The 7877-nt window shown below is 38.5% G+C and carries 2 protein-coding genes; both read left to right on the forward strand.

Annotation, left to right across the window (positions count from 1 at the left end):
* Window positions 1-89: 89 nt before the first annotated feature.
* Window positions 90-1232, forward strand: a complete 1143-nt coding sequence (locus B8T70_RS14545) for an exo-beta-N-acetylmuramidase NamZ domain-containing protein (RefSeq protein WP_086895301.1) — start codon at window positions 90-92, stop codon at window positions 1230-1232.
* A 714-nt stretch (window positions 1233-1946) separates the two neighbouring features.
* Window positions 1947-7094 carry a hypothetical protein gene (locus tag B8T70_RS14550; RefSeq protein WP_086895302.1) on the forward strand — a complete coding sequence of 1716 codons (5148 nt, stop codon included), beginning with the start codon at window positions 1947-1949 and terminating at the stop codon, window positions 7092-7094.
* Window positions 7095-7877: the final 783 nt, after the last annotated feature.

Raw genomic sequence — 7877 nt, forward strand, 5'->3', positions numbered from 1 at the left:
TCGGCTTAAATCTACTAAATCTGCGTGAAACATTTTTTTTAATCCTTTAATCTGTGGCATAAAAAAATATTATAAAACAAATAAACCCTATGAAAAAACTAACCATAATATGCGTATTAATTACAACAGTTTCTTTTGCGCAAAAAATAAAAACAGGCGCAGAAAACTATACTGAATATTTGCCTTTACTGAAAGGGAAAACTATTGGTATTGTAACCAATCAAACAGGAATTATTGATGAGAAAACCCATCTGGTAGATTTTTTGGTTGAAAAGAAAGTAAAGATAAAAACCATTTTTGCACCAGAACATGGTTTTCGTGGTACTGCCGATGCTGGCGAACACGTATCTGATGAAATCGATACCAAAACAGGATTGTCGATTGCTTCCCTTTACGGGAAAAATAACAAACCAAATGCTGAGCAATTAAAAGGAATTGACATCATGGTTTTTGATTTGCAAGATGTAGGAACACGATTATATACGTATGTTTCTACAATGCATAGAATAATGGAAGCATGTGCCGAGAATAATATTCCGTTAATTGTATTAGATCGCCCGAATCCGAATATTGGTATTGTAGATGGTCCTGTTTTGGACATTGCGTTTCAAAGCGGAATTGGAATGCACCGAACTCCTTTGCTACACGGAATGACTTTAGGCGAAGAAGCTAAAATGATTAATGGAGAAAAATGGCTTAAAGACGGAATTCAATGTAAACTGACTGTTATCCCGTGTCTGAATTATAATAGAACCATGAGTTATAGTCTGCCAGTGCGACCTTCGCCTAATTTACCTAATGATCAGTCTATCAATTTATATGTTAGTTTATGCCTTTTTGAAGGAACTAATATAAGTATGGGACGTGGGACTGAGAAACAATTTCAGATATACGGTTCTCCTTATTTGCCAAAAAGCGATTTTGCATTTACTCCAAAACCAAATTTTGGAGATAAAGACCCTTTATATAATGGTGTAGAATGTAATGGGGAGGATTTGTCGGCAATTCCTAGAATTAATAAACTAGAAATTAAATGGCTGATTAAGGCATATCAAACAACTGCTGATAAGTCTAAATTCTTCGATAAAAGAAAATTCTCTATACGAGCTGGAAATGAAAAATTGCAACAACAAATAGAAGCTGGAACCTCCGAAGAAGAAATTAGAAACAGTTGGAAAGATGGTTTGCGAGATTTCAAAAAAATGAGAGCAAAATATCTGATTTACAAATAAAAATAATAAATAGAAAGGCATAGCCCTAACAAGATTTTAAAACTTGTTAGGGCTTTTTTTATTATGAAAAGAAAGTAACGGTTTATACGCGGGCTTCGACTCCACTCAGCCTGACAAGATTATGGTTGTTTTACGCGTAATCCAAGCCTTTGCACCTTTGTCTCTCAGCCCCTTTGTCCCTTCTTCAAACAATCTTGTCACCCCGAGGAACGAGGGGGCTCCACAAGAAACTCCACAATAATTGCCGAGCTACTCGTGGAGAATGCTTCTCCAGGTTGTTATCGCTCGTGTCTTCCTGCTTCAGGATAGACAATGTTACGGTTAGTTTATGGGCAAAGTTAGCCTTTGCGCCTTTGTCACTTAAAACTTCAACAACTTAATACCTTACGCTGAAGCAGCTTTTTTTGTAACAAAATGATATTTTTAATGTATTGATATTTAACGTGTTAAATATTTAGTAAAAAAAATATTTATTCGTTGAACGACACAATAATTTGCATAATAATATAATTATTTACAGAAATATTATGTTAATTTTACCAATGTATTATTGCAATAGCCTGTATGTCAAGTCATTGTGATTGATTCAAGAAAAGAAAATACTGTAGATTAATCTTCAATCTAATTATGTTATTTCTTTTAATACCACCTTCTTATAAATACCCTTTATCCCAAATAATTAACTGATTTTTTTCATTATTAAAACCTACTATTATGAAATTAAAATTATTTTTATTACTCGTCTTTATTAGTTCTTATTCGTGGTCCCAAGCAGGATCGACGAAAACGTACACCAACAATGGGATATTTCCTGTTCCTAATGGTGTAACCACTATTGATGTTACTGCATGGGGCGGAGGCGGATCTGGTGGTGGTGCAAGTGGTGCCGGATTGCTTTTTGGAAGAGGTGCTGCTGGTGGAGGCGGAGGTGCTTTTGCAAGTGCTGCACTTACAGTTACTCCCGGAGCAAACTTAAATGTGGTAGTGGCTGGTCAGACTTCCGGAACTTCCGGAGCCAATGGTTCAGCAGGAGGCAACTCTACTATTACAGGTTATGAATCTTTATTTTTAGCCGCTGGTGGTTCAGGTGGTGGAGCAAACAATGCAGGTGGAACACCTGCAGGGGGAATTGGAGGAACAATTGCTAATTCTAAAGGAGCAATTCGTTTACCTGGTTCATCGGGTGGTAATGGTAATTCATCACTATTATCATTGCTGCTTTCTTCGGGACCTGGAGGTATGGGAGCTAACGCAGGAGGTGCGGGAGGCGCGGCGTTATCGAGTATAATTTTGAGTACTGCACCCGGGAAAGCTGGTTCATCTCCAGGTGGCGGTGGCGGTGGGGCAATAAATTCTGCATTAGGTGCATCTCAAGTTGGTGGATCTGGTGCCGCAGGTCAGCTAACTATTTCTTATACGTGCCCCACTTATAATGTTACCAGTACAACAGCCACTAATGTGTGTACTTCTAATGGTACAACATCAACAGTAACGTTAACTTCTGGCGCATCATCATTACCGGTTGGTAATTACATAGTGACTTATAACAGAAGTAATCCCAGTGCTATAGCATTAACAGCAAATTTAACAGTAAGTACAGCAGGAACCGGGGTCTTTACGGCAGTAGGATTAAATACTGTAGGTTCTAGTACCATAACAGTAAACAAAATCACTTCTCAGTCTTGTTCTTCAACTATTAATGCTAATAATACAGCCACAGTAATTATTTCGCCTGCAACAGTTGCGGGAACAGTAACTGGCGGAACAACAATTAATGCAGGAAGTACAAGTAGCTTGCTAACATTATCAGGCCATACAGGATCTGTTGTTAAGTGGCAGTCAGCTGTAAGTCCGTTTACGACATGGGTTGATATTGCAAATACAAATACAACTTATACTTCAGGAACATTAACAGCAACTACGCAATTTAGAGCAGTTGTTCTGAGTGGTGCTTGTGCTGCAGCAAATTCTGCTGCAACAACGGTTACAGTAGTGCCTTTACCCACTATAACGGGATTAGCTGCAAATAGTGTATGTACGAGTGATGATGCACAAAGTACAGCTCTAAGTTACAGTGCAACAACGGGAGCTCCAATTACCTATAGTATAGTTTGGAATTCTTCTCCTGCAAATAGCTTTGCAGCTGTTACAGATGAAGTGTTGCCATCTAGTCCAATTACGATTGCAGTTCCTGCCGAAGCTGCCGCCGGAACTTATACCGGAACATTAACGGTAAAAAATGCAAGCGGTGGTATAAGTACAGGTTCAGTTTTTACTGTAACTATAAATGAAACTCCTACAATTATATCAGATGGAGTACTTTCTCTAATTTGTGCAAACGGCAATTCACAAACATCAACTTTATTTTATGTTGCTTCTTTTGGTAATCCAACAAGTTATGCCCTTGATTGGAATAACGCAGCAAATGCAGCTTTGTTAGCGGATATCCCTGATACTTCATATAATTTTGCTTCAAGTGGAGGAATCCCAATTCAAATACCTGCAAATGCTTTACCGGGAACCTATAACGGATCATTTATAGTGAAAAGTGGATCTTGCAGTTCTGCATCTACGGTAACGATAACAATAATTGGGCAAGCTATTGGTGGAACAGTAACTGGCGGAACAACAATTAATTCCGGAGAGACAAGTGGTTTGCTGACTTTATCAGGTCATACAGGATCTGTTGTTAAGTGGCAGTCATCAGTAAGTCCGTTTACGGCTTGGGTTGATATTGACAATACAAATACAACTTACACTTCAGGAGTACTAACAGAAACTACACAATTTAGAGCAGTTGTACGAACAGGATTTTGTCCGGTTGTAAATTCTGCTGCAACAACTGTAACGGTAGAGGCTTTACCTACTATAACAGCGTCAGCTTCGGCTGGATCTCGATGTTCAATTGTGGGTGCGCAAAATACACCGTTAAGTTATAGTGAAACAACGGGATCTCCAATTAGTTATAGTATTGTTTGGGATTCTTCTCCAGCAAATAGTTTTGCAGCAGTTACAGATGCAGCATTACCGTCTAGTCCAATTACGATTGCAGTTCCTGCCGGAACAGCTGTGGGAACTTATACGGGAACATTGACTGTGAAAAATGCAAATGGTGGTGTTAGTACGGGTTCAATTTTTACTGTAACTATAAATGAAATTCCTAAAATTACATCAACTCGAATATTCTCTGCGATTTGTGCAGGCTCGCAAATATCAGATTTAGCTTATAGTGCTACTACTGGAAGTCCTACAAGCTATGCAGTTAATTGGGATAACGAAGCAAATGCAGCTTTCTTAGTAGATATTCCTGATACTCCACATCTTTTTACTTCAACTCCTAATACATTTCAAATCGAAGTATCAGCAAATGCTTTACCAGGAACCTATCAAGGATCATTGATATTAAAAAATGGATCTTGCGGTTCTGTATATCCCGTGTCTATAACAATATATCCGCCAACAGTTGGTGGAACAGTAACTGGCGGAACAACAATTACTTATGGAAACACAAGTGGTTTACTGACTTTATCCGGTCATACAGGATCGGTTGTTAACTGGCAGTCATCTGTAAATCCGTTTACGACATGGGTTGATATCGCAAATACAAATACTACGTACACTTCAGGCGTATTAACAGAAACTACACAGTTTAGAGCTGTTGTACAAAGTGGGGATTGTGCAGTAGTAAATTCTGTGGCAACAACTGTAACAGTAGAGGATTTACCTACTATAACCATATCAGACGGAACCTTTCCTATTTGTCCAGCTGATGAAGAGCGAATAACAAATTTATATTATAGTGAAACAACGGGTTCTCCAGTTACTTATAGTATTGTTTGGGATTCTTCTCCAGCAAATAGTTTTGCAGCAGTTACTGATGCAGCATTACCTGAAAGCCGTATCGATATTCATGTTCCTGCGGGAACTGTTGGAGGATCTTATACGGGAACATTGACTGTGAAAAATGCAAGTGGCGTAGTTAGTACAGGCTCATCTTTTACTGTGCCTATAAATGAAAAACCTACAATTACAACTAATGGAACAATTTCTCCAGTTTTTACAAGTACGAACTCGCAAACTGCATCATTAACATATACTGCAGTTACAGGAGATCCTATAGGATATTATATTGAGTGGGACGTTTTTTCAGGTAATAGTCCAATGCAAAATCAAGGTACAACTTCATTCACTTTTGCTCCCGGCGGAGGTGTAATAAATACAATTGAAGTATCTCCTAATGTTCCGCCTGGAACCTATATTGGAAGTTTGGTTATTTACAATGGAACTTGTATCTCAGCAGCTCAGGAAGTATCAATAGTAATTAACCCTGAAGCACCCACTATAACAGCAGCAGAATCAACAAATGCTGTTTGTTCAAGAGTTTCTGCGCAAGGAGCAGCATTAAGTTATAGTGCAACAACAGGATCTCCTGTCTCTTATAGTATTGTTTGGGATTCTTCTCCAACAAATAGTTTTGCAGCCGTTACAGATGCAGCATTACCTGCCAGTCCAATTAAGATTAATGTGCCTGGGGGAACTGCTGAGGGAACTTATACCGGAACATTGACTGTTAAAAATGCGAGTGGTGTTAGTAGTGCAGGCTCACTTTTTACAGTAACTGTAAACTCACTTCCTACAATTACAACAAACGGAGAAATTACACCAGTTTTTACAAGTACCAGCTCGCAAACAGCATCATTAGCATATACTGCAATTACAGGAAACCCTACAGAGTATTCTATTAATTGGAAAATTTTTTCAAGTAATAGTCCAATGCAAAATCAAGATTTAACTGCATTCACTTCTGCTCCGGGCGGAGGTGTAATAAATACAATTCAAGTATCTCCAAATGTTCCGCCGGGAACCTATATTGGAAGAATGGATATTTATAGCGGATCTTGTATGGTATCTCAGGGAGTATCATTAGTAGTTAATGCTGTAGCATCACCAACAATAACAGTAGCAGAATCAACAAATGCTGTTTGTTCAAGAGTTTCTGCGCAAGGAGCAGCGTTAAGTTATAGTGCAACAACAGGATCTCCTGTCTCTTATAGTATTGTTTGGGATTCTTCTCCTGTAAATAGTTTTGCAGCCGTTACAGATGCAGCATTACCTGCCAGTCCAATTAAGATTAATGTGCCTGGGGGAACTGCTGAGGGAACTTATACCGGAACATTGACTGTTAAAAATGCGAGTGGTGTTAGTAGTGCAGGCTCACTTTTTACAGTAACTGTAAATCCACTTCCTACAATTACAACAAATGGAGAAATTACACCAGTTTTTACAAGTACCAGTTCGCAAACAACATCATTAGCATATACTGCAGTTACAGGAAACCCTACAGAGTATTCTGTTAAATGGAATGTTATTTCCACTAACAGTCCAATACAAAACCAAGGTTTAACTCCATTCACTGCAGCTCCAGGCGGAGGCGTGATAAATACAATTGAAATATCTCCAAATGTCCCGTCAGGAACCTATGTTGGACTACTGACTATTTATAGCGGAACTTGTAAAACGGATCTAGCAGTAACAATACAAGTGAATGATGTAGTACTACCACCAACAATAACAGCAGCAGAATCAACAAATGCTGTTTGTTCAAGAGTTTCTGCGCAAGGAGCAGCATTAAGTTATAGTGCAACAACAGGATCTCCTGTCTCTTATAGTATTGTTTGGGATTCTTCTCCAACAAATAGTTTTGCAGCCGTTACAGATGCAGCATTACCTGCCAGTCCAATTAAGATTAATGTGCCTGGGGGAACTGCTGAGGGAACTTATACCGGAACATTGACTGTTAAAAATGCGAGTGGTGTTAGTAGTGTGCTAAGAGGCAAAGTTTCAAAGGTGCTGAGGTTCTAAGTTACAATGAGACAAAGGGACAAAGGCTTGACCACAACATAACCCCAATCTTGTCACCCTGATGAAAGAAGGGTCTCCGCGAGAAACTCGATAATTAAGAGATGCAAAGGTTTTCTATCGATGCGCTAAGAAAGGTTTAAAGTTGCAAAGTTTCAAAGGGACAAAGACTTGATCACAACATAACCCCAATCTTGTCATTCCGAAGAATTGAGGAATCTCCGCGAGTGGCTCCGCAATTTAAGAAAAACTTTATGTTAGTTACTTGCGGGGCTTCGACTCCGCGCAGCCTGACATTCGCAAACCTAATTTTTGCACTTTTGACTCTCAGTTTCAAAGGGATAAAGGCGCTGAGGTTCTGAGCTGCAAAGAAACTAAGACTAAGGCAATTTTGCGGTTAATTTTTCAGCTACAAATTTCACGAATTTAAACTTTTAAAATCCGTTTTTATCTGTGTTTTCGCTTTAGCGAATCTGTTTTATCTGCGTTCCTTTTCATCCACAGATTATCCCGATGCTTTGGGATTGCGTGCTTTGCGTAATTCTTTGCAAACTTTTCGGTTAATTTTTTCTACCACAAATTGCACAAATTTTCACAAATTTAAACTTTTAAAATCTGCTTTTATCTGTGTTTTCGCTTTAGCGAATCTGTTTTATCCGCGTTCCTTTTCATCCACAGACTTAAAAAAAAGCTCCGAAATTAAATTTCAGAGCTTTTAGAATGGTATTATATAATTACATTTTTATTTGTCTATTCTAAGGAAATTTCCAAGAGTGTCAAAAATTA

This window comes from Flavobacterium sp. AJR (assembly GCF_002156885.1).
Taxonomy (GTDB): Bacteria; Bacteroidota; Bacteroidia; order Flavobacteriales; family Flavobacteriaceae; genus Flavobacterium.

Bases quoted from the DNA above. Each gene is read 5' to 3' on its own strand.
- B8T70_RS14545 (WP_086895301.1), top strand. From the start codon at position 90: ATGAAAAAACTAACCATAATATGCGTATTAATTACAACAGTTTCTTTT.
- B8T70_RS14550 (WP_086895302.1), top strand. From the start codon at position 1,947: ATGAAATTAAAATTATTTTTATTACTCGTCTTTATTAGTTCTTATTCG.